The sequence below is a fragment of the Ponticoccus sp. (in: a-proteobacteria) genome (assembly GCF_048381735.1).
This window is the reverse complement of the sequence record NZ_JBLXGL010000002.1, coordinates 516,034-538,442: the sequence shown is the minus strand read 5'-3', so window position 1 is coordinate 538,442 and position 22,409 is coordinate 516,034. Positions and strand designations below refer to the sequence as shown.

At 69.4% G+C, this 22,409-nt stretch carries 11 protein-coding genes; 8 read left to right on the top strand and 3 right to left on the bottom strand.

Going from position 1 to position 22,409, the window contains the following annotated elements:
* Nucleotides 1-260 precede the first annotated feature (260 nt).
* From ACN5KJ_RS06745 to ACN5KJ_RS06735, 3 genes are all read left to right on the top strand, one after another.
* Nucleotides 261-2,591 carry a Tex family protein gene (locus ACN5KJ_RS06745; RefSeq protein WP_418592825.1) on the top strand — a complete coding sequence of 777 codons (2,331 nt, stop codon included), beginning with the start codon at nucleotides 261-263 and terminating at the stop codon, nucleotides 2,589-2,591.
* Between the two features lie 560 nt (nucleotides 2,592-3,151).
* Nucleotides 3,152-4,933: a gamma-glutamyltransferase gene (gene ggt / locus ACN5KJ_RS06740; RefSeq protein WP_418592823.1), complete on the top strand. Its 1,782-nt coding sequence runs from the start codon at nucleotides 3,152-3,154 to the stop codon at nucleotides 4,931-4,933.
* A gap of 72 nt (nucleotides 4,934-5,005) precedes the next feature.
* Nucleotides 5,006-5,518: an alkylphosphonate utilization protein gene (locus ACN5KJ_RS06735; RefSeq protein ID WP_418592821.1), complete on the top strand. Its 513-nt coding sequence runs from the start codon at nucleotides 5,006-5,008 to the stop codon at nucleotides 5,516-5,518.
* 51 nt (nucleotides 5,519-5,569) lie between these two features.
* Here ACN5KJ_RS06735 and ACN5KJ_RS06730 read toward each other — a convergent pair whose 3' ends face one another.
* The gene (locus tag ACN5KJ_RS06730) at nucleotides 5,570-7,135 is read right to left on the bottom strand and encodes a 2-isopropylmalate synthase (RefSeq protein WP_418592819.1); all 1,566 of its coding nucleotides are present in this window, start codon (nucleotides 7,133-7,135) and stop codon (nucleotides 5,570-5,572) included.
* Between the two features lie 15 nt (nucleotides 7,136-7,150).
* Complete coding sequence (locus ACN5KJ_RS06725) at nucleotides 7,151-7,507, bottom strand: cupin domain-containing protein (protein WP_418592817.1); 357 nt, start codon at nucleotides 7,505-7,507, stop codon at nucleotides 7,151-7,153.
* Between the two features lie 295 nt (nucleotides 7,508-7,802).
* On the opposite strand from ACN5KJ_RS06725, the gene ACN5KJ_RS06720 reads away from it, so the two are divergent.
* Nucleotides 7,803-10,721, top strand: a complete 2,919-nt coding sequence (locus tag ACN5KJ_RS06720; protein WP_418592815.1) for a calcium-binding protein — start codon at nucleotides 7,803-7,805, stop codon at nucleotides 10,719-10,721.
* Nucleotides 10,722-10,986: 265 nt separating this feature from the next.
* On the opposite strand, the gene epsE is transcribed toward ACN5KJ_RS06720, so the two are convergent.
* Complete coding sequence (epsE, locus tag ACN5KJ_RS06715; protein ID WP_418592814.1) at nucleotides 10,987-12,216, bottom strand: exopolysaccharide biosynthesis GT4 family glycosyltransferase EpsE; 1,230 nt, start codon at nucleotides 12,214-12,216, stop codon at nucleotides 10,987-10,989.
* A 152-nt stretch (nucleotides 12,217-12,368) separates the two neighbouring features.
* Here epsE and ACN5KJ_RS06710 point away from each other — a divergent pair, with 152 nt between their 5' ends.
* The 4 genes from ACN5KJ_RS06710 to ACN5KJ_RS06695 all read left to right on the top strand — a co-directional run bounded on the left by ACN5KJ_RS06710 (nucleotide 12,369) and on the right by ACN5KJ_RS06695 (nucleotide 22,397).
* Nucleotides 12,369-13,229, top strand: a complete 861-nt coding sequence (locus ACN5KJ_RS06710) for a glycosyltransferase (RefSeq protein ID WP_418592812.1) — start codon at nucleotides 12,369-12,371, stop codon at nucleotides 13,227-13,229.
* Nucleotides 13,230-13,326: 97 nt separating this feature from the next.
* Nucleotides 13,327-14,688, top strand: coding sequence for an oligosaccharide flippase family protein (locus tag ACN5KJ_RS06705; protein WP_418592810.1), 1,362 nt, complete (start codon nucleotides 13,327-13,329; stop codon nucleotides 14,686-14,688).
* Nucleotides 14,689-14,916: 228 nt separating this feature from the next.
* Entirely contained in the window at nucleotides 14,917-21,393 is a 6,477-nt protein-coding gene (locus ACN5KJ_RS06700; RefSeq protein ID WP_418592808.1) for a type I polyketide synthase, read from the top strand.
* Entirely contained in the window at nucleotides 21,390-22,397 is a 1,008-nt protein-coding gene (locus tag ACN5KJ_RS06695; RefSeq protein ID WP_418592806.1) for a glycosyltransferase family 2 protein, read from the top strand. The genes ACN5KJ_RS06700 and ACN5KJ_RS06695 overlap by 4 nt, the downstream gene beginning before the upstream one ends.
* Nucleotides 22,398-22,409 lie beyond the last annotated feature (12 nt).

The window sequence follows — 22,409 nt, the reverse complement described above, 5'->3', positions numbered from 1 at the left end:
GTCGAAGACAGACCTTCTGCATCATGCGCGGCGGCGTCGCCCGGTATCCGCGCCCGGCGACCGATCGCACCACCGGGTGCGGCCAAGCCTTTCCCAGCCCCCACCCCTGCCCCTTCGCGCCCCCTTGCGCTTCTTCTTGGTCCAAATACCTCGACGCCACACCGCCCCCGGCACACCGCCGCCACCAGGGCGCCACCCCCTTGGCGACCCGCGCGCACCCGGCTAAACCGGCGCTCCAACGCCCGACCGGAGGACGCCCCGTGGACCAGACCGAAGCCCGCATCAGCCGCACCATCGCCACCGAGATCGCCGCCAGCCCGGCGCAGGTCACCGCCGCCGTGGGCCTTCTGGACGGGGGCGCCACCGTCCCCTTCATCGCGCGCTACCGCAAGGAGGTGACGGGCGGCCTCGACGACACCCAGCTGCGCACGCTGGGCGACCGCCTGACCTACCTGCGCGAGATGGAAAAGCGCCGCGCCGCCATCCTCGACTCGATCAAATCGCAGGGCAAACTGACCGACACGCTGGCCCGCGACATCGCGCAGGCCGACAGCAAGGCGCGGCTCGAAGACATCTACCTGCCCTACAAGCCCAAGCGCCGCACCAAGGCGATGATCGCCCGCGAGAACGGGCTGGAGCCGCTGCTGCGCGGGATCATCGAGGACCGCTCTGCCGATCCCGCCACCCTTGCCGCAACCTTCACCAATGAAACGGTCGAAACGACCAAGGCCGCGCTGGACGGCGCCCGCGACATCCTCGCCGAAGAGCTCTCGGAAAACGCCGACCTGCTGGGCCGCCTGCGCGACTTCATGCAAAAAGAGGCGCAGATCACCGCCCGCGTGGTGCCGGGCAAGGAAGAGGCCGGGGCCAAGTTCTCGGATTACTTCGACCACTCGGAGGCTTGGGCGAAGATCCCCGGCCACCGGGCGCTGGCCATCCTGCGCGCCTCGAAGGAAGAGATCGTCACCGTCGAGATCGCCCCCGACCCGGAAACCGGCGCCGAGCGCGCCAAGGGCATCGTCGCCTCGGCCATCGGCATCCCCGGCGACGCGCCCGGGGACCAATGGCTGCGCGACGCGGCGGGCTGGACATGGCGGGTGAAGCTCTCGCTGACCATGTACATGGACCTGATGACCGACCTGCGCCGCCGCGCCCATGAAGAGGCCATCGCCGTCTTTGCCCGCAACCTCAAGGATCTGCTTCTGGCGGCGCCTGCGGGCAACCGCGCGACTCTGGGGCTCGACCCGGGCATCCGCACCGGGGTGAAGGCCGCCGTGGTGGACGCCACCGGCAAGCTGGTCGAGACCGCAACGCTCTACCCCTTCCAGCCCAAGAACGATGTGCGCGGCGCGCGGGCCGAGATCGCGCGGCTGGTCAAACGCCACGGCGTCGAACTGATCGCCATCGGCAACGGCACCGCCAGCCGCGAGACCGAGCGGCTGGTGGGCGACACGCTGAAGCTGCTCGACGGGCCCAAGCCCACCAGGGTCGTCGTGTCAGAGGCCGGCGCCTCGGTCTATTCCGCCTCGGAACTGGCGGCGATGGAATTCCCCGACCTCGACGTCTCGCTGCGGGGCGCGGTCTCCATCGCGCGCCGCCTGCAGGACCCGCTGGCGGAACTGGTCAAGGTGCCACCCGAAAGCATCGGCGTCGGCCAGTACCAGCACGACGTCGACCAGCGGCGTCTGGCGCAGGCGCTGGAAGGCGTGGTCGAGGACGCGGTGAACGCCGTGGGCGTCGACCTCAACATCGCCTCGGCGCCGCTTCTGGCGCATGTCTCGGGCCTTGGCGCCTCGGTCGCGCAGGCCATCGTCGCGCACCGCGACGCGCATGGCGCCTTCGCCTCGCGCAAGGCGCTTCTGAAGGTGGCGGGCCTCGGGCCGCGCGCCTTCGAGCAATGCGCGGGCTTCCTGCGCATCCGCGATGGGGCGGAACCGCTGGATGCCTCCTCGGTCCACCCAGAGGCCTATGACGTGGCCCGCCGCATCGTGCAGGCCTGCGGGCGCGACATCCGCCAGATCATGGGCCAGCCGCAGGCGCTGAAGGGCCTGCGGGCAGAGCAGTTCGTCGACGACCGCTTCGGCCTGCCCACGGTGCGCGACATCCTGACGGAACTGGAAAAGCCCGGCCGTGACCCGCGACCCGGCTTCAAGACCGCCGCTTTCACCGACGGGGTCGAGGACATCAAGGACCTCAAGCCGGGCATGATGCTGGAAGGCACGGTGACCAATGTCGCGGCCTTCGGCGCCTTCGTGGACATCGGCGTGCATCAGGACGGGCTGGTCCATGTCAGCCAGCTGGCGGACCGCTTCGTCAAGGACCCGCATGAGGTGGTCAAGGCGGGCGATGTGGTCAAGGTCCGCGTGACCGAGGTCGACGTGCCGCGCAAGCGCATCGGGCTTTCGATGAAGAAGGACGGCGGCGCCTCGGATCGCGGCGCACCGCGCGGCGGCACGCGCCCCGAGCGCACCGACCGTGGCCCCGGACGGCCCCCGAAGGGACCCAAGGGCGGCAGCGCTCCGAAGCAGCCGCAGGGCGGCGGTCAGGGCGCGCTTGGCGACGCGCTGCTGGCGGCGATGAAGAAGAAGTAGGGCGCGGGGATACGCTTGGAGGCAAGATCGCCCCCAGATGGCATCGCTCCGCGAGACCTCAGGCAACGCCGCACTGCCGTTCCGCAACAGCGACCGCGCCGCCTGTCCCAGTGCGCAGGCGCGCGGTCCGTCACGACAAGCTGAGCCGCGCCATCGCAGGGCCGTGGTCCGACGATCTACCGTCTCTGGATGGCAGTTTATCCCGGCCAAGTCCGTATGCCCTCCGTCAGGTCGCGCCTGCATCAGCCAAATCGCCGGGCCGAGGGAACGGCCCTGCGATGGCGCGGCGGCCTACGGCCTTGATTCCGCGCCGGGTGGTGGACCGCTTTGGAGATAGGGGCCGACTGACTCGGCATCGCTTCCGGACGGTCCGGCAGCCTACGGCGCGCTGCCATCTGTCGAAGCCACCCGCCAGCCAGCCCGCTTTTCCGCACCGCACACCGCCCCAAACCGTGCCTCTCCGCACGGCAGCCGCCCGCCCATGTTCACCCGCGCAGGGTTCCCACGCGACCCATCCCATGGTTGAGTATCGCCATAACAATCACTCGGGAGGTGAACATATGCGATTTCTGACACTCATGCTGGCCGCGACCAGCCTGTCCGGGGCGGCCCTCGCGCAGGACGCAGCGGATGCCGTCGCGCCCGAGGGCGCCTCCAGCGGCGACCTCGCCGCCATCTCTCCCGCAGTCGCCGCCGCGCTCGAGGCCAAGGCCGCAGGCCAGCCCGTCGAGGCTCAGGAATGGATGGTCGCCGCCGCCAACCCCCATGCCGTCGCCGCCGGGGCCGATGTCCTGCGCGCGGGCGGCACCGCCGCCGATGCCATGGTCGCCGTGCAAACCGTGCTGGGGCTGGTCGAGCCGCAAAGTTCCGGCCTCGGCGGGGGCGCCTTCCTCGTCTGGCACGATGGCGAGACCGGCGAGATCACCACGCTGGACGGGCGCGAAAAGGCCCCGCTGGCGGCCACGCCCAAGCTCTTCCAGAACGACGCCGGAGAGCCGCTGGGCTTCTTCGATGCCGTCGTCGGGGGGCGCTCGGTCGGCGTTCCGGGCACGCCCATGCTGATGTACCGCGCACATGAGAAGTGGGGCACCGCCGAGTGGTCCAGCCTCTTCAACGCCGCCACCACGCTGGCCGAGGAGGGCTTTGCCGTCTCGCCCCGGCTTGCCGAACTGGTCGCCGGGGATGCCGAGCGGCTCGGGCGCTTCGACAGCACCGCCGCCTATTTCCTGCCCGAGGGCCAGCCGCTGGCCGAGGGCAGCCAGCTGACCAACCCCGACTATGCCAACGTGCTGAAGCGGCTGGCCGAGGAAGGCCCCGACGCCTTCTATACCGGCGAGATCGCGCAGGGCATCGTCGACACCGTGAAGGCGGTCGAGGGCAACGCCGGCGTGATGGAGATGATGGACCTCGCGCTCTACGACGTGGTCGAACGCGACGCGGTCTGCGCCGATTTCCGCGGTTTCGAGGTCTGCGGCATGGGTCCGCCGTCTTCGGGCGCGCTGACCCTGGGCCAGATCCTCGGCATGATGAACGCGCTGGAGCCGGGGACGGCGGACGACGCCGACACATGGCGCGTGATCGGCGACGCCTCGCGCCTCGCCTTCGCCGACCGGGGCCGCTACATGGCTGACAGCGACTTTGTCCCGATGCCCACCGCCGGGCTGGTGGACCCGGATTACCTGTCCGCGCGCGCCGAGCTGCTGAAGACCGACAAGGCCCTGACCGAGGTCAGCCCGGGCGAGCCCGAATGGGACCACGCGCAGCTCTGGGCCGACGACCAGAGCATCGAGTTCCCCTCGACCTCGCATATCTCGATCGTCGACCAGTACGGCAATGCGCTGTCGATGACGACGACCATCGAGAACGGCTTTGGCTCGCGGCTGATGACCGACGGCTTCCTGCTGAACAATGAGCTGACCGACTTCTCTTTCCAGTCGCATTCGGCGGGTGTGCCCATCGCCAACCGGGTCGAGCCGGGCAAGCGTCCGCGCTCTTCCATGGCGCCGACCATCGTGCGGCAGGACGGCGCGCCGGTGTTGGTGATCGGCTCGCCCGGCGGGTCGCGCATCATCGGCTATGTCGCGCAGGCCATCGTGGCGCATGTCGACTGGGGCATGGACGTGCAGCAGGCCGTGGCCATGCCGCATGCGGTGAACCGCTTCGGCACCTACGATCTGGAGGAAGGCACCCCCATGGCCGAGATGCAGGGCGCGCTGGAAGAGATGGGCTTCGAGGTTTCGGTCCGCGACCTGACCTCGGGTCTGCACGCCATCTCCATCGGCGAGGACGGGCTGAAGGGCGGCGCCGACCCGCGCCGCGAGGGCATCGCGCTGGGAGAGTAGGCGCGTTTCGACGCATGGACAGGCGGGGTGGGGTCGGGTCTTCAGGGCGCAAGCCGGATAGGAGACCCGACCATGACCCAATGCGCCCTGTGCAAGGCCGAAGACACGCAGCCCGTCACGGTTGGCCCCAAGGACGATGAAGTCGCGCTATGCGCCATCTGTGCGGCGGGCGTCTCCGAAGGGCCGACGGACGCGCCGCACTGGCAGTGCCTGAACGAGGCGATCTGGAGCACGGAACCCGCAGTGCAGGTCCTGGCCTGGCGCCTGCTGACCGCGCTGGACGCGGCCTGGGCGAACGACCTGCTGGACATCGCCTACCTGGAGCCCGAGGTGCTGGAATGGGCGCAGGCGGGTCAGCCCACCGGCGATGCCGTCGTGCATCGCGACTGCAACGGCACGGTGCTGCAGAACGGCGATTCAGTGACGCTGATCAAGGCCCTGCCGGTCAAGGGCGCCGGGTTCACCGCCAAGCAGGGCACCGCCGTGCGGAAGATCTCGCTGGAACCGGACAATGCCGAGCATATCTCGGGCCGGGTCGAGGGGCAGCGCATCGTCATCCTGACGAAGTTCGTCAAGAAGTCCTGACCAAGATCGGGCCGAAATGAAAACGCCGGGGTCATGGCCCCGGCGTTCCGCTTAGAGTTCCTTGTAGGAAATCTCGCGCTTGTCGGCGCCCGCACCGACCTTGGCGCGGCGCACGATCAGGCGGTTGAGCGCCTGGATATAGGCCCTGACCGACGCCACCACCGTGTCGGTATCCGCCGACTGGCCGGTGGCGATCACGCCCTCCTCTTCCAGCCGCACGGACACCGTCGCCTGCGCGTCCGTTCCCTCGGTCACCGCGCTGACCTGATACAGCTGAAGCCGCGCCTTGTTCGGGTGCAGCTCGCGCACCGCCTTGAACGAGGCATCGACCGGCCCGTCGCCCTCGGAGGTGGCGGTCAGGTCCTGCCCCTCGATCTCCAGCTCGATCTCGGCCTTCGCCGGTCCGCCGGTGCCGCAGGTGACAGAGAGGTTCACGAGGCTGATCGCATCCGCGCCCTCGGTCGTGGCCGAGACCAGCGCCAGCACGTCGTCGTCGAAGACCTCTTTCTTGCGGTCGGCCAGATCCTTGAAGCGGACGAAGATGTCCTTCAGCTGGTTGTCGCCCACCTCGGTGCCCAGATCCTTCAGCTTGGCGCGCAGCGCGGCCCGGCCCGAGTGCTTGCCGAGCGGCAGCGAGGTGCCGGAAAGACCCACGTCCTCGGGGCGCATGATCTCGAAGGTCTCGGCATTCTTGAGCATGCCGTCCTGGTGGATGCCGCTTTCATGCGCGAAGGCGTTCTTGCCGACGATGGCCTTGTTGGGCTGCACGATGAAGCCGGAAACCGTCGCGACGCGGCGCGAGATATGCATGATCTTCCTGGTGTCGATCCCGGTGGAGAAGGGCATGATGTCGTTGCGCACGCGCATCGCCATGACCACCTCCTCCAGCGCGGTATTGCCCGCGCGCTCTCCCAACCCGTTGATCGTGCATTCGATCTGCCGCGCACCGGCCTCGACCGCCGCGAGGCTGTTGGCCGTCGCCATGCCAAGGTCGTTGTGGCAATGGGTGGCAAAGACCACCTCGTCGGCGCCGGGAACCGTCTCGATCAGGCGGCGGATCAGGTCGGCAGACTCGCGCGGGGCGGTGTAGCCCACGGTGTCGGGAATGTTGATCGTCGTTGCGCCCGCCTTGATGGCGATCTCGATCACCCGGCAGAGGTAATCCCACTCGGTCCGCGTGGCATCCATCGGCGACCACTGCACGTTGTCGGTCAGGTTGCGGGCATGGGTCACGGTCTGCTCGATCCGCTCGGCCATCTCGTCCTGTGTCAGGTTCGGAATGGCGCGGTGCAGCGGCGAGGTGCCGATGAAGGTGTGGATACGGGGCCGCTCGGCATGCTTCACCGCTTCCCAGCAGCGATCGATGTCGGGCAGCTGCGCCCGCGCCAGCCCGCAGATCACCGATTGCTTCGAGCGTTCGGCGATCTCCTTCACGGCGCGGAAATCGCCCTCGGAGGCGATCGGGAAACCCGCCTCGATGATGTCGACACCCATGTCGTCGAGCAGCTCGGCAATCTCGAGCTTCTCGTCATGGGTCATGGTGGCGCCGGGGCTTTGTTCGCCGTCGCGGAGGGTGGTGTCAAAGATCAACACGCGGTTCTTGTCTTGGTCGGTCATCTTGTCTCTTCCCTGTCAGATTCGCGGTTTCATCGAGGCTTCGCGGTCGCTGTCGCCCGAATTGGGCTCGCCCTTGGGCTCGATCAGCATCACGGTCACCTCCGTCTCGGCGCGGGGCCGGTGTACGACGCCCCGGGGCACCACCACAAGCTCGCCCGCGCGCACGGTCTGCGGGGCAGCGTCCTGATACTCCATCACCATCTCGCCCGAGAGGACGAGGAAGAAGTCGTCGGTACTGTCGTGCTTGTGAAAGGGGTATTCGCCCTGGATCTTCACGACCATCACGTCGTTGTCGTTGTAATCGGCGATGACATGCGGGTCCCAGTGGGACGAGACCATCGCCAGCTTTTCAGCCAGTTGAACGGATTTCATGGGGTCCTAACCTTGGATATGCGGGTGTGACGGCGCGGCACGCTTACCTCTGAGCACGCGCGCCGAGACTGGCCGCGCTCAGAGGCCGGTTAGGAGCAGGTCGATGCCACGCGCAAACGGCGCCGGAAGGCGCGCGGGGTCTGCGATATGGTGGATCATCGACATGGGCGCCACTATAGACCGCATTCGTTAAATGAAAACCCGTGAAATCACGCCGACGCGATTGCGCCCCGCTTTGAGAAGCGCGCGCCATGGGGCATAGTGGCGTGAGGCTGGAAAAAACAGGGCAGACCCGATGATCCGCACATGGCTGGCCGCTGGCGCGCTGGCGCTTTCCGCTTACCCCGCAGGGGCAGAGCGTGACGCGGCGCGCGTCTATATCTTCGGCAATTCGCTGGTGAACCACCTGTCAGAGCAGTCCGCGCAGACCAGCGTGCCCTACTGGCTGGGCCAGATGGCGCAGGCCGGGGCGCGCGGGCTGGCGCTGGACGGCGAATGGGGCTTTCTGCGCGATTTCGCCGACAGCCTGCCGCCGGTGCCGAACTGGTCCTTCCCGGCTGTGCAGGGGGCGTGGTCCTCGGGCGATTTCGGCAGCGCCGATTTCGACGCGGTGATCGTGACGCCCGCGAATTTCATCCAGTACCAGCTGCCCGACGTGCCCTATGACGGCGACAACCCCTCGGGCGAAAGCCCCTTCGGCGCGACGCTGCGGCTGTTCGACTGGGTGCATGAGGCCGAACCCGGCGCGCGGCTTTTCGTCTACGAGGGCTGGTCCGAGATCGGCACCGTGACCGGCGGCTTCCCGCCCTCGCCCGAGGCCGCCCGCCGCTATCAGAACCACAACGCGGGCGACTACCACCTGTGGTACACCGACCTCATCGACCGTCTGAACACCGCCCGCCCCGACCGCAGCGTAACGCTGATCCCCGTGGCCTCGGCGCTGGCCGACCTCTTGGGCGAGGGCGGGCTACTTCAGGACATGCCTGCCGGGGCGCTCTATACCGACGCCGATGGCCACGGCACGCCGACGCTCTACCTGCTGGCGGCCATGGCGGTCTGGCCGCATCTCTACGAAACGCCGCCGCCCGAAGGCTTCACCCCGCCCGCCACCCTGCACCCGCTGCTGATCGAGCACTACGCCGAGATCGCCGCCGCGCTCTGGCAGGCCACGCCCGCCCCCGCCCCGGAGCGCGCCGAGGCCGAGGCCGCGCCGGATACTCCCGAAACCGCCGCCGAGCCCCTGCCCGAACGCCAGCCCGTCGCCCTGCCGCCGCCGGGCCTGCGCCCCGAAGGGGTGCCCGCGCTGGGGATGGGGCTGAACGGGCTGGCGGACTGGTCCACCCAGCACCCCTTCCTGAACCTGATGAAGACCGCCCGCCCATGGGTCGGCCATGCGGATGGCCAGTGGGGCGCGGTCTCGACCGAGGCGTTGCGCGCCGGCGGCCACCTGTCCGAGGACGGCTGGCCCCTGTCGCTGCCCGAAGGCGTCACGGCGCTGGAAGCCGTGCTGCTGACCGACCAGCCCGAAGAGGCCGAGTTCCTGCGCGGCGACTACGTGCTGACCTATAGCGGCAAGGGTGACCTGTCCCTGACCGGGCGCGCCCGCCGCATCCGCCCGGAACCGGGCCGCATCACCTTCAGTTACGACCCGGGCGAGGGCCTCGTCGGCGTGAAACTGACCGCCACCGATGCCGCCGACCCGATCCGCGACATCGCCATCGTCCGGCAGGAGATGCTGCCGCTGCACGAGGCGGGTGCGCTCTTCAACCCGCTCTGGCTGGAGCGGGTGCAGGACTTCCGCTCGGTCCGCTTCATGGACTGGATGATGACCAACGGCTCGCCGATCCAGACCTGGGCGGACCGCCCGCGCCTGACCGATGCCACATGGACCGAATGGGGCGTCCCGCCCGAGGTGATGATCCGGCTGGCCAACCAGATCGGCGCCGACCCGTGGTTCACCATGCCGCACATGGCCGACGACGACTATATCCGCCGCTTCGCCGGGATGGTCGCCGAAGGGCTGGACCCGCGCCTGAAGGCCTATGTCGAATATTCCAACGAGGTCTGGAACCGCATCTTCCCGCAATCCGTCTGGGCCAACGATCAGGCGACAGCTCTCTGGGGCACATCGGAAACCGGCTGGGCACAGTTCTACGCAATGCGCGCCGCGCAGGTCATGGACCTCTGGTCCGAGGCCTTCGAGGACGACAGCCGCCTGATCCGCGTGGTCGCCACCCACACCGGCTGGCCCGGGCTGGAAGAGACGATCCTGCAGGCCCCGCTGGCCTACCTGAAGCTGGGACACCTGCCCGCCGACAGCTTCGACGCCTACGCAGTGACCGGCTATTTCGGCTACGAGATGGGCGGCGAGGACATGGCGCAGCGCATGAACGCCTGGCTCGACCGCTCCGAAGAGGCGGCGACGGCAAAGGGCGAGGCGCAGGGCCTGCGCCGCGTCGCCCTGCGCGAATTCGTCAAGGACACCCGCTTCGACGCCGCCATCGCCCCGGTGACGCTGGCGCTGCAGGAAGGCTCGCTGCGGCAACTGGTCGAGGAGGTCTTTCCCTACCACGCAGACGCGGCGGACAAGGCCGGTCTGCGGCTGGTGATGTACGAGGGCGGCACCCATGTCACCGCCCACGGCGCGCAGGTCGACGACGAACGCCTGACCGATTTCTTCACCGCCTTCAACTACAGCCCCGAGATGGCGAAGCTCTACGAGCTCCTGCTGGCGGGCTGGACGGCCAGCGGCGGCACGCTGTTCAACGCCTTCGTGGATGTGGCCCCCGCCTCGAAATGGGGCTCCTGGGGGGCGCTGCGGCATCTCGACGACGCCAACCCGCGCTGGGACATGCTGACCGCCTTCAACGCCTCCGGCCCCAACGGCTGGGAAGCGCGCGACGCGCAGGCCTTCGCCAATGGCGTGACGGCGGTCGCGGGCAACGGCGCCCAGCGGCTCGAGGGCACCCCGGAAGAGGACGTGCTGCTCGGCGGAGCCGGCGACGACGTGCTGGTCTCGGGCGGCGGCGCCGACGTGCTGGGCGGCGGCGCGGGCAATGACCGCGCCATCCTGCCCGGCCTGCGCGCCGACTACAGCGTCACCCGCGCCGAAGGCCGCCTTCTGGCCACCGGCCCGGACGGCACGGTGATCCTGCACTCCATCGAGACCCTGGAATTCTCGGACGGCCAGAGCCTGGCGGCAGAGGATCTCTGACCGCCGCAGCACCTCCCCGCATCACAGCCCGCCCCCGACAGCACCCCGGCGCGCGCCCTCGCAGCCCCCGGTCTTCTTCTGTCCCGAAGTATCCCGGGGGAGCGTAGCGGGGGCAGAGCCCCGTCAACGCCCGCCAAGCCAAGCCGCGCCCGGCAGGGACACCACAAGGCGCCAGGGGACAAGCAAGACCTCGCGGACCACAGCCTACCGGTCCGCACCCAGCCAAGGGCCCCATACCCGCCCCGCCAGCCCGCTCCGGGATGGCTCAGGCCGACGGCGCCCCGCCCGCATCCTTCAGCCGCGCAATCTCGTCCGCCAGGACCTCGGCCCCCAGCGAGGCGCGGAAATGCGCCTCGACATGGGCGCGGCCCTCGACCGACAGGCGCATCAGCGCGTCCGGGTCACCCGCCAGCGTGCGGATCGTGCGCGCCAGCTGCCCGGGGTTCTTGGGTTCCACCAGGTAGCCCGTCGAGCCGTCCGAGATCAGCTCACGCACGCCGCCCGCATCGGTGCCGATGGTCGGCACACCCATGGACATCGCCTCCATGTAGGCCACGCCCAGCGGTTCGTGCCACGAGGCCAGCACGAACAGATGCGCCTCTTCCAGCTTGGCCCGCACGGCGCCGGAATCGATGGCGCCGAGCAGCTTGACGTGATCCTGCAGGCGCAGCTTCTTCAGCTGCTCTTCCAGGTCCTTGCGGAAACCGTCGCCGCCCTGGTCGTCCTCTCCGGCGATCTCGACGCGGATGTCGACGCCCTGGTCCAGCAACTGCCGCGCCGCGGTCATCAGGTCCTGATGGCCCTTCACCACGTTCAGCCGCCCGCAGGAAAAGATCCGCAGGGGCCGCCCGTGCTCCGGCGGCGCATAGGGGGTCGTGCGCTCCAGCACCGCCGTGTCCACCCCCATGGGCCGCACGATCAGGCGTTCGGGCAGGTCCTCGGGGGGCAGGGTCTGGTGCACCTCCTCCAGCAGGCGCTGCGTGATGATCGTGGCAAAGCGCGCCTCCCGCCACTTCAGCCGCTGCCCGGAGCCGTAGTCCGACAGCGGCCCGTGCAGGGTCAGCGAATAGCCCGGGCCGCCCATGTGATGGGCCAGCATGGCGATCAGCGCCGCCCGCCCGCAGGAATGCGCATGCACGTGATCCAACCGGTGCCGCACCGCCTGTGCCCGCAGCAGGTCGGCGGCAGCCAGGGACAGCGCCACATCCTTCATCACCGCCGGCCCGGCCCGCAGAAGCCGCGGCCACAGCGCCCGCGGCAGCCGCGCCGCGCCGGTCGCCATGTGCAGCGGATCGACCTTGCCAAGATAGGCGGTGCGCGCCATGGCCTGCGTCGACCAGTCATGCGCGATCAGCCCGGCAGGCGGCTTGCGCGTCGACAGGACCTTCACGGCATGGCCCATCCGCTCCAGCGCGAGGATCTCGCGCCAGAAGAAGATATGCGTCTGTCCCGGAAACTGCGGGACGATATATCCTATACGCAGGCCTTGCGTCACGGTGAATCCCTGGATGGCGGCAGCCCTGCCCTCCCAACGGCAGATATCCCGGAGTATTCTGCGGCTTTCCATGGTTTGGCCACAGTTGACGGGCATTCCGAAGGGATTGGGGGGCTGGATTTTTCGCAGGTGTGGCCCCATGGGTACGGGTTATGACACATGACACCGCGGCCGGGCCTGTTGCCCTGTCGATCATCCTTCCGGCAAGCAACGAGGCGGCGCTGATCGGCGACTGCCTCTCTGCCGTGCTGGCCTCGGACTGGCCCGGGTCGCTTGGCGCCGTGGAAACCCTCGTCATCGCCAATGGCTGCCACGATGCCACCGCCGAGCGCGCCCGCGCCCTGCAGCCCGCCTTTGCCGAACGCGGCTGGCCGCTGACGGTGCTGGACCGCGCCGAAGGCGGCAAGCTCGGCGCGCTCAATGCCGGCGACGCCCTGGCCAGCGGTCCGATCCGCGTCTACCTCGACGCCGACGTCACCGTTTCGCCGCCGCTGCTCCATCAACTGGCCCTGGCCCTCTCCCCGGACACCCCCCTCTACGCCAGCGGCTCGGTCCGGATCACCGCGCAGGGCGCCGCCAGCCGCGCCTATGCCCGCTTCTGGCGCCACGTCCCCTTCATGGTAAACGGCGTGCCGGGCTGCGGCCTCTTCGCCGTCAACGCCAGGGGCCGCGCGCGCTGGGGCGCCTTCCCCGACATCATCTCGGACGACACCTTTGTCCGCCTCAGCTTCGCCCCCCGGGAACGCCGCAAAGTCCCCGCCCCCTACCGCTGGCCCATCGCCGAGGGGCTGGCCGCCCTGATCCGCGTGCGCCGCAGGCAGGACGCCGGGGTCCGGCAGATCGAACGCGAGCACCCGGCGCTGCTGGCCAACGACGACAAGCCGCCCTTTCCGACCACCAGGAAACTCGCCCTCGCCCTGCGCGATCCGCTGGCCTTTGCCACCTACACCGCCGTGGCGCTGGCGGTGAAACTCTCGCCCCAAAGCGACCAAAGCTGGACCCGCAGCCGATGAGCGACCCACGCCCCCCCTTCGCGCCGCCCCCGGGCTTCTTCTTGGTAAAAATACCTCTGCGCGGCGCCGGCCCCGCCGCACAACGCCCGGGGCGCAGATGACCCTTCTCGCCCGCCTGCAAGGCGCCTCGCTGGGCGCCCGCGTCATGCGCTCGTCGCTGTTCACCCTGGGCGGCTTCGGCGCCAATCAGGTGATCCGGCTGGCCTCGAACCTGATCCTGACGCGGCTGCTCTTCCCCGAGGCCTTCGGCCTCATGGCGCTGGTCACCGTCTTCCTCGTGGGCCTCGGCCAGTTCAGCGACGTCGGCGTGACCCCGGCCATCCTGCAATCGAAGCGCGGCGACGACCAGAGCTTCCTGGACACCGCCTGGACGATACAGGTGGCGCGCGGGGTCGGGCTGTGGTTCGTGGCCGGCGCCTGCGCCTGGCCCATGGCCTGGGCCTACAACGAACCGGTCCTGGCGCAGATGCTGCCCGTCGCGGCGCTGGTTCTGGTCATCAACGGCTTCAGGCCCACGCGCATGGTGACGGCCAACCGGCACCTGATGCTGGGCCGCGTGACCCTGCTGGACATCGGCACGCAGGTCGGCGGCGTCGTGACCGCCGTCGTGCTGGCCTGGTGGATGCAATCGGTCTGGGCGCTGGTGATCTCGGGCATCGTCGGCGCCGCGCTCGAGGTCCTGCTCAACAGCCGCTTCCTGCCCGGCCCCGCCAACCGCCTGCACTGGGAACGCGCCGCGGCGCAAGAGCTGATCGGCTTCGGCAAATGGGTCTTCCTCGCCACGGTCTGCGGCTTTGTCTTCAGCCAGGCCGACAAGATCCTGATCGGCCGTTTCGCGCCGCTCGATCTCTTCGGGGTCTACAATATCGGCTATTTCTGGGCCTCCTTCCCGATGATGCTGGGCAGCATGCTGGTGCTGAAGATCCTGATCCCGATCTACCGCGAACGCCCCCCCGCCGAGAGCCGCGCCAACTTCCTGAAGCTGCGCCAGATGCGCCTGGGCGTGACCGGCCTGCTGCTGGGCTTCACCGGCCTCTTCGCCCTGGGCAGCAGCTGGATCGTCCATACGCTCTATGACGGGCGCTATCATCAGGCCGGGGCCATGGCGGTGCTGCTGGCCTGCATGCAGATGCCGCAGATCATCGTGCAGACCTACGACCAGGCGGCGCTGGCGGCAGGCGATTCGCGCCGCTTCTTCGTGCTGGCGCTGGTGCGCGCGACGCTGATGGTGCTCTGCATCCTCGCCGGCATCCAGGCCGCCGGGCTGGTGGGCGCGATCCTCGGAATCGGCGCCGCCTATCTATTGGCCTACCCGGTCGTGGTCTGGCTGGCCCGCCGCATGGGCGCCTGGGACCCGATGCACGACATCGCCTATGGGCTGGTTGCGGCGCTGCTGGCCCTGGCTGCGATCCGGTTGAACTGGGACGACATAGCCGCCCTGAGCGAGAGCTTCCCCTGAATCGTGACCGGGTATTCCCGTCTCGCGTTCAGGCAGAAGCGCATGAACAGGCCCTATTTCCGATTCCGCAATAATTCGGGTATACTGCCCGAGTGTTGGGAAACACGAAACAAGTGTCGGAAAAAGCCGGAGAAATACGGCTTTTTTTCGGGGAGTACCTAAAAAACGCCGTATTCCCCACTCATTTCCGAATGAGGGTGGCGGCGTCTTACGTGGGGTAGGGGAAACATGACAGACGCAGCGGATATCGGCGAGAACGACATCGCCATCGTCGGTATGGCGGCGCATCTGCCGGGGGCCGAAGACATCGGCGCCTACTGGCGGAACCTGCGTGACGGCGTCTCCTCGATCCGCAGGCTGACAGAGGCCGAGCTGCGCGAGGCCGGCGAAGACCCCGGCCTGATGCGCCACCGCGATTACGTGCCCTTCGCCGCCCCCCTCGACGGGTTCGAGATGTTCGATGCCGACTTCTTCGGGTTCTCGCCCAAGGAGGCGGCGATCATGGACCCCCAGCACCGGCAGTTCCTGGAAACCGCCTGGGAGGCGCTGGAGACGGCGGGCCATGTGCCCGAGAATTTCCCCGGTCAGGTCGGCGTCTTCGCGGGCTGCGGGATGGGGTCGTATTTCTACTTCAACGTCTGCTCGAACCCGGATCTGGTCGAGAACACCGGCATGTTCCTGCTGCGCCACACCGGCAACGACAAGGACTTCATGACCACGCGGCTGAGCCATGTGCTGAACCTGCACGGGCCGTCGATCAACCTGCAAACCGCCTGCTCGACCTCGCTGGTGGCGACGCATTACGCCGCGCAGGCGCTGCTGAACGGCGAATGCGACATGGCCATCGCGGGCGGCGTGACCATCGAGCTGCCGCAGGGGCGCGGCTATCTCTACAAGGAAAACGAGATCCTCTCGCCCGACGGCGCCTGCCACGCCTTCGACCACCGCGCGCAGGGCACGGTCTTCGGATCCGGCGCGGGGGTCGTGGTGCTGCGGCGGCTGGCCGATGCGGTGGCCGACGGCGACCACATCTGGGCGGTCATCAAGGGCAGCGCCGTGAACAACGACGGCGCGCAGAAGGCGGGCTACCTCGCGCCCTCGGTCGAGGGGCAGGCGGATGCGGTGGCCGAGGCGCAGAGCATGGCGGGGGTGACGGCGGATACCGTCGATTACGTCGAGTGCCACGGCACCGGCACCTACCTTGGCGACCCCATCGAGGTGGCGGCGCTGACGCAGGCCTTTGCCGAGACCTCGGACGCCCTGGGTCACTGCCGCATCGGTTCCGTCAAGACCAATATCGGCCATCTGGATACGGCGGCGGGCGTGGCCTCGCTGATCAAGGCCAGCCTCGCGCTGCACCACCGCCAGATGCCGCCCTCGCTGGGCTTTGAGGCGCCGAACCCCGCCATCGACTTCGAGACCTCGCCCTTTCGCGTCAACGACCGGCTGACCGCCTGGGAGCGCGGCGCCCATCCGCGCCGCGCCGGGGTGAACTCGCTGGGGGTCGGCGGCACCAATGCACATGTGGTGCTGGAAGAGGCGCCCGAGCGCGACGCGCCCGCCGAAAGCGACTGGCCGTTCCAGATCCTCACCGTCTCGGGGCGGTCCAAGGCGGCGCTGGATGCCAATGCGGCGCGGCTGGCCGCGCATCTGCGCGCCCATCCGGGGCAATCGCTTGCGGATGTGGCCTGGACGCTGAAAGAGGGCCGCCGCGCCTTCGAGAAACGCCGCATCGTGGTGGCTGAAACGCCTGAGCAGGCCGCCCGCCTGCTGGAGGGCGCCGAGCCGCGCCGGATGCACGACCATACGGCGCTGGACCGGCCCGAGGTGGTCTTCATGTTCCCCGGCGGCGGCGCGCAATACGCCGGCATGGCGCGCGACCTTTACGAGACAGAGCCGGTCTTCGCCGAGTGGATGGACCGGGGGCTGGCGCATCTCGAAACGCTGACCGGGGCACCCGGCGGCGATGGCGCTGAAGGTATTTTGACCAAGAAGAAGCCAGGGGTCCGGGCGCTTTGGCTGCCCGAGCGCGGGGATGGGGCGGCGGCGGACAAGGCGCTGCTGAAGCCCTCGCTGCAACTGCCGCTGATCATGATCACCGAGGTCGCCCTGGCCCGGCTGTGGATGAGCTGGGGCCTGGAGCCGGTGGCCCTGACCGGCCATTCCATGGGCGAGAACACCGCCGCCTGCATCGCGGGCGTGATGAGCTTCGAGGATTGCATCGGGCTGGTGCACCTGCGCGGCGCGCTCTTCGACGAGGTGCCGGAGGGCGGGATGCTGTCGGTTGCCCTGCCCGCAGAGGAGCTGCGGCCGCTTCTGGGCGAGGCGCTGGACCTTGGCGCCGTGAACGCGCCGGGGTTGTCGGTGGCCTCCGGCCCGCAGGCGGATCTGGATGCGCTGGAGGAACGGCTGAGGGTGCAGGAGGTGGAGTGCCGCCGCATCGGCATCGACATCGCCGCGCACAGCCGGATGCTGGCGCCGATCCTCGAGCGCTTCCGCGCCTACCTGCGCGCGATCCCGCTGCATGCGCCGCAGATCCCGCTGACCTCGAACCTGCACGGGCGCGCGATGACGGCGGAAGAGGCGCAGAGCCCCGACTACTGGGTCGATCACCTGCGCGGCACGGTCCTGTTCGCCGATTGCCTGGGCGCTCTGGCCGGGGAGAACCGCGTCTTTCTGGAGGTCGGGCCGGGCAAGGCGCTGACCTCGCTGGCGCGCCAGCATGGCCAGACCAACGCCAATGCGGTGCTGTCGTCGCTGCGTCACCCCGATGAGGCGGTGGCCGACGACGTTCATATGTTCGAGGTGCTGGGCCGGCTCTGGGCCCTGGGCGTGGACATCGACTGGGGGCAGGTCTGGGGCGAGGCGCCGCGCCACCGCGTGCCGCTGCCGACCTATGCCTTCCAGCGCAGCCCCTATTTCATTGCCCCCGGCGAGGCGGCGACCGAGGCGGCGCCGCAATACCTGATGCGCAGCGACGAGATCGGGGGCTGGGGCTGGGCGCCGGTCTGGCGACCGCGCGGCGCGCCGGTCGAGGTCGATGTGGTCGACGGGCTGGAGGAGGCCGCGCCGCAGGTCTGGCTGGTCTTCCTGGACGACGCCGGGATCGGCGCCCGGCTGGTCGAGCGCCTGCGCGGCGCCGGGCAGGCGGTGATCGACGTCCGGGCGGGCGATGCCTTTGCCCGGACGGCAGAGCATTCCTACCTGCTGGCGCCGGAACGCGGGCGCGAGGGCTATGACCTGCTGATGCAGGATCTGTCGCAGCGCGGCCTTGTCCCCACCCGGATCGCGCATCTCTGGCTGCTGACCGCGGACGAGGGCCACCGGCCCGGGTCCTCCTTCCTGCACCGGGTGCAGGAGCAGGGCTTTTACGCGCTGCTGTTCCTTGCGCAGGCGCTGGAGGCGGAGAGCATTCCGCGACCGCTGCACATCTCGGTGGTCACCAACGGTGCGGCCCGGCTGCGGGACGAGGCGCTGCCCTACCCGTCCAAGGCGACGCTGGCGGGACCGGCGCGGGTGATCCCGCGCGAGCTGCCGGGCGTGACGGTCGGCACGCTGGACCTGACCCTGCCGGTCACGGCGGAACCCTCGTTCCTTGGGGCCGCCAGGGCGCGTGCCGCGCAGGCGCAGGCCATGGATGCGCTGACCGGCCGGGTGCTCGAAGAGCTGCTGTCCGAACCCGGCAACCGGATCGCGGCGCTGCGCGGCGACCGCCGCTTCGAATGCGCGATGAAGCCGCGCGCCCTGCCCGAGGCCGCCGAGCTGCCCGAAGGCGGCACCGTCCTGCTGACCGGCGGCTTTGGCGGCGTCGGGCTGACGCTGGCGCGGGCCATGGCGCGGCGCGGCACGAACCTTGTCCTGCTGGCGCGCAGGGCCCTGCCCGATCGCGCCGACTGGGCCGACTACCTCGCCCGCCATGCCCCGCAGGACAGCACCGCCCGCCGCATCCGCGCCGTCGAGGCGCTGGAGGCCGAGGGCGCCGAGGTCCTGACCCTGGCCGCCGATGTCTGCAACACCGGCCAGATGCAGGCCTCGCGGGCCGAGGCCGAGGCGCGCTTTGGCCGCATCACCGGGGTCATCCACGGCGCCGGGATCATCGACGACGCGCCGCTGCTGGCCAAGACCCCCGCCAGCATCGAGGATGTCTTTACCCCCAAGATCCACGGCACGCTGGTCCTGGAAGAGGTCTTCCCCGACGGCGATCTGGACTGGATGGCGCTGTTCGCCTCTTCCTCCACCGTCACCGCGCCGGTGGGGCAGGTCGATTACGTCGCCGCGAACGAGTTCCTGAACGCCTATGCGCAGGGGCGGCAGGGCAGGACCCGCGTCACCGCGATCAACTGGGGCATCTGGGCAGAGGTCGGCATGGCCGCCGAGGCCGTGGCCGCGCGCACCGGCGACATCGCCCCGGCGCCGGTGCAGGAGGTGGCGCTGCCGCTGCTGGACACCGCCAGCTTCGACAATCACGGCAACCGGGTCTTCGACACAACGCTGGGGCAGGACGACTGGATCATCGACGAACACCGCACCCGCGACGGCGACGCCCTGCTGCCCGGCACCGGCTACCTGACGCTGGCCGCCCATGCGCTGAGCGCCCACCACGAGGACGGCCCCTTCGAGATCCGCGACCTTGCCTTCCTGCGCCCCCTGCGGGTGGCCGAGGGCGGCGCCCGCCAGATGCGCACGCGGCTGGTGCGAAGCGACTCGGGCTATCGCTTCGAGGTGCTGGCCGATGCCACGCTGAACGGTCGCAAGGGCCGCGCGCCCATTGCCGAGGCTTCGCTGTCGCTGCTGCCGATCCACCGCCCGGCGCCGCTGGACCTGTCCGAGATCCGCGCCCGCTGCAACGCCCGTGTCGAGGGCAACGGCGCCAAGCTGAGCGCCGCGCAAGAGGTGCTGCTGGGCTTCGGGCCGCGCTGGCGCGTGCTGGACCGCACCGCCCTTGGCAAGGGCGAGGGGATCGCCGACCTGTCGCTGCCCGCCGAGGCCGCCGGGGACAACTGCCTGTTGCACCCCGCGCTTCTGGACATCGCGACCGGCTGGGCGATGGAGCTGATCGACGGCTGGCAGCCCACGCATCTCTGGGCGCCGGTGCGTTATGCCTCGGTCCGGGTGCATGCGCCGCTGGGCGACAGCATCGTGTCCTGGGTCCGCAACGCCGCCCGCAACCGCGCCGATGCGGAAACCGCCAGCTTCGACGTCACGCTCTGTGCGCCGGACGGCACCGTGCTGGTCGAGGTCAAGGGTTTCACCATCCGCAAGCTGGCCAGCACCGACATCCTGCGCGCAACCCCGGCCCTGACAGCGGCCGAGGTCGAGGTCGACGGCAGCGATGCCACGCAGCCGCTGTCGCCCGCCGAAGAGCGTCTGGCCCACAACCTCAGCCAGGGCATCCGCCCGGAGGAAGGGCCAGAGGCCTTTGCCCGCGCCCTTGCCCTTGGCCTGCCGCAGGTCGTCGTCTCTTCGATGGATCTGGATGCGCTGACGCAGCAGGCCGGGGCCACCAGCGCCGAACGCGGCCCGGTGCAGACCTTCGACCGCCCGCAGCTCGACAGCGACTTCGTCGCCCCCGAGGGCGAGATCGAGACCCGGCTTGCCGGTTTCTGGCAAGAGCTTCTGGGCGTCGCGAACGTCGGTGCCGAGGACAGCTTTTTCGACCTTGGCGGCCACTCTCTGATCGCCGTGCGCCTCTTCGCCATGGTCAAGAAGGCCTTCAACGTCGATTTCCCGATCTCCATCCTGTTCGAGGCGCCGACGATCCGCGCCTGTGCCGCGCTGATCGAGGCGCAGACCGGGCCGCTGGACCAGCCCGGAGAGGCCCCGAAGGCGCCCGAGCGCCGCTTTACCCACCTTGTGCCGATGCATGACGGCGACGGCGGCGCGCGGCAGCCCTTCTTCCTGATCGCGGGCATGTTCGGCAACGTGCTGAACCTGCGCCATCTCGCGCATCTTCTGGGCGCCGACCGGCCCTTCTACGGGGTGCAGGCGCGCGGTCTTTACGGCGGCGAGGCGCCGCACCAGACCATCGAAGAGGCCGCCCGCGACTACATCGCCGAAATCCGGCAGGTGCAGGCGCAGGGGCCCTACATGCTGGGCGGCTTCTCGGGTGGCGGCATTTCCGCCTACGAGGTGGCGCGCCAGCTTGAAGCGGCGGGCGAAGAGGTCTCTCTGGTGGTGATGCTGGACACGCCGCTGCCGCAGCGCCGCCCGCTGACGCGCGGCGACCGGCTGGCGATCCAGTGGCAGCAGGCCCGCGCCAGGGGGCCGCTTTATCCCTTTGTCTGGGCGAAGAACCGCGTCGCCTGGGAAATCGCGAAACGCCGCCAGGCAGAGCCCACCGGCGCGGTTCACGGCTTCCACAACGCCGAGATCGAGGCCGCCTTCTACCGCGCCATCGCCGCCTATACCGTCGCCCCCTGGAGCGGTCGGCTGGTGCTGTACCGCCCGCCGCTGACGGGCAAGTGGACGGTCGGCGGCGGGCGTCTGGTCAGCTCCGAACGGGCCTATGTGACGCAGGACAACGACTGGGGGCTGGTGGCCCCGCAGGTCGAGGTGCACGAGGTGCCGGGCGATCACGACAGCATGGTGCTCGAACCGAACGTCCGTGTTCTGGCCGCCCTGATGGGTCGCGCCATCGAAGAGGCCGAGGCCTTCTCGGGCGGGCGCGACGACGTGGTGCCTTTCCGGGGGAGGGCGGCGGAATGACCCCGGCGCCTCGTATACTTGTTGTATCCCTGAACTTCCGCACCGCCGAGATGACCCTGCGCTCGGCAGCCTCGGCGCTGCGCGCGATGGAGGGGCTGAACGCAGAGCTGGTGATCGTGGACAACGACTCGGGCGACGGGTCGTTCGAGGCGATGCAGGCCCATGTCGCGGCGCAGGGCTGGCCGGTGCGGGTCATCGCCTCTGGCCACAACGGCGGCTTCGGCGCGGGCAACAACGTCGGCATACGCGCGGGCATGTCGGACGGCAGGGCGCCGGACTATGTATACATCCTGAATTCAGACGCCTTCCCGCGCCCCGACGCGCTGCGCCTGCTGGTCGATCACCTCGAAACCCACCCGCAGGCCGGGATTGCAGGCAGCTATATCGAAGGCGAGGACGGCGTGCCCCATGTCACCGCCTTCCGCTTCCCCTCGGTCTGGTCCGAACTGGAAGGCGCCGCGCGCTTCGGCCCGATCTCGCGGCTGCTGGCCAGGCACCGCGTGCCGCTGGAGATCCCCGAGACCACGCAGCGGGTCGACTGGCTGGCCGGCGCCTCCATGCTGATGCGGCACGAAATGCTGGAGCGCATCGGCCTCTTCGACGAGACCTTCTTTCTGTATTTCGAGGAAACCGACCTGTGCCGCCGGGCCGCGGCCGCGGGCTATGAAACGCATTACCTGCGCGACAGCGTGGTGGCGCATATCGGCTCTGTCTCGACCGGCATGAAGACCTGGTCGCGCATCCCCGGTTTCTGGCTGGACAGCCGCTGGCATTACTTTTCAAAGGCTTACGGAAAGGGCGGCGCCATTCTGGCAACCCTTGCCCATGTCACCGGCGGCGGGCTCTGGCGCCTGCGCAGGCTGGTGCAGGGCAAACCGCCCGCCGACCCCCCGCGCTTTTTGCGCGACATGATTGCACATGACATGCATGCAATGCTCCGGCCGCTGCCGGGAAAGCCGCAGGCGGTCCGGGCGGCGACGCGCCGGGCCGCGGGCAAGCTCTGAAGGATTAACGAC

Excerpts from the sequence above, each read along its gene's own strand:
- ggt (WP_418592823.1), top strand. The coding sequence starts at position 3,152 with ATGCGATTTCTGACACTCATGCTGGCCGCGACCAGCCTGTCCGGGGCG.
- ACN5KJ_RS06735 (WP_418592821.1), top strand. The coding sequence starts at position 5,006 with ATGACCCAATGCGCCCTGTGCAAGGCCGAAGACACGCAGCCCGTCACG.
- ACN5KJ_RS06730 (WP_418592819.1), bottom strand. The coding sequence starts at position 7,135 with ATGACCGACCAAGACAAGAACCGCGTGTTGATCTTTGACACCACCCTC.
- ACN5KJ_RS06725 (WP_418592817.1), bottom strand. The coding sequence starts at position 7,507 with ATGAAATCCGTTCAACTGGCTGAAAAGCTGGCGATGGTCTCGTCCCAC.
- ACN5KJ_RS06720 (WP_418592815.1), top strand. The coding sequence starts at position 7,803 with ATGATCCGCACATGGCTGGCCGCTGGCGCGCTGGCGCTTTCCGCTTAC.
- ACN5KJ_RS06710 (WP_418592812.1), top strand. The coding sequence starts at position 12,369 with ATGACACATGACACCGCGGCCGGGCCTGTTGCCCTGTCGATCATCCTT.
- ACN5KJ_RS06705 (WP_418592810.1), top strand. The coding sequence starts at position 13,327 with ATGACCCTTCTCGCCCGCCTGCAAGGCGCCTCGCTGGGCGCCCGCGTC.
- ACN5KJ_RS06700 (WP_418592808.1), top strand. The coding sequence starts at position 14,917 with ATGACAGACGCAGCGGATATCGGCGAGAACGACATCGCCATCGTCGGT.
- ACN5KJ_RS06695 (WP_418592806.1), top strand. The coding sequence starts at position 21,390 with ATGACCCCGGCGCCTCGTATACTTGTTGTATCCCTGAACTTCCGCACC.